Genomic DNA, 383 nt, shown 5'->3' on the forward strand with positions numbered 1-383 from the left:
ATTTTATATTTGTATTTCATATTTTTCTCACATATATGTGCTATGATGTCATCGGCCGTATTTTTACATACTATTGAGGAGGAATCACATGAGTACAAGTAAAACAATAGGAGACTCTTATGTAGCTGTCCAGCCACAATACCCTCTGACAGAAAATCAAAAGGTATTATGGCTCGCACATGAAATGGAGCAGAAAACAGGTTTATATCATGAGCCCGTTTCTATTCAAATAAAAGGAGATTTAGACGTTCAGCGATTACAAAAAGCATTGCAATATATTGTTAATAAGCATGCCGCTTTACAAATGTGTATTATCAATACACCAAAAGGTCCTAAACAAATGATGCGGGAAGACGTACAAGTTGAAATAGCCTGTTACGATT

At 35.0% G+C, this 383-nt stretch carries 1 protein-coding gene; it reads left to right on the top strand.

Going from position 1 to position 383, the window contains the following annotated elements; all coding sequences use genetic code 11:
- Nucleotides 1-88: 88 nt before the first annotated feature.
- A partial coding sequence (locus ACODS7_RS32760) for a condensation domain-containing protein (RefSeq protein WP_488828737.1) occupies nucleotides 89-383 on the top strand: 295 nt, incomplete at its 3' end.

It is taken from the genome of Bacillus sp. FG16, assembly GCF_057809515.1.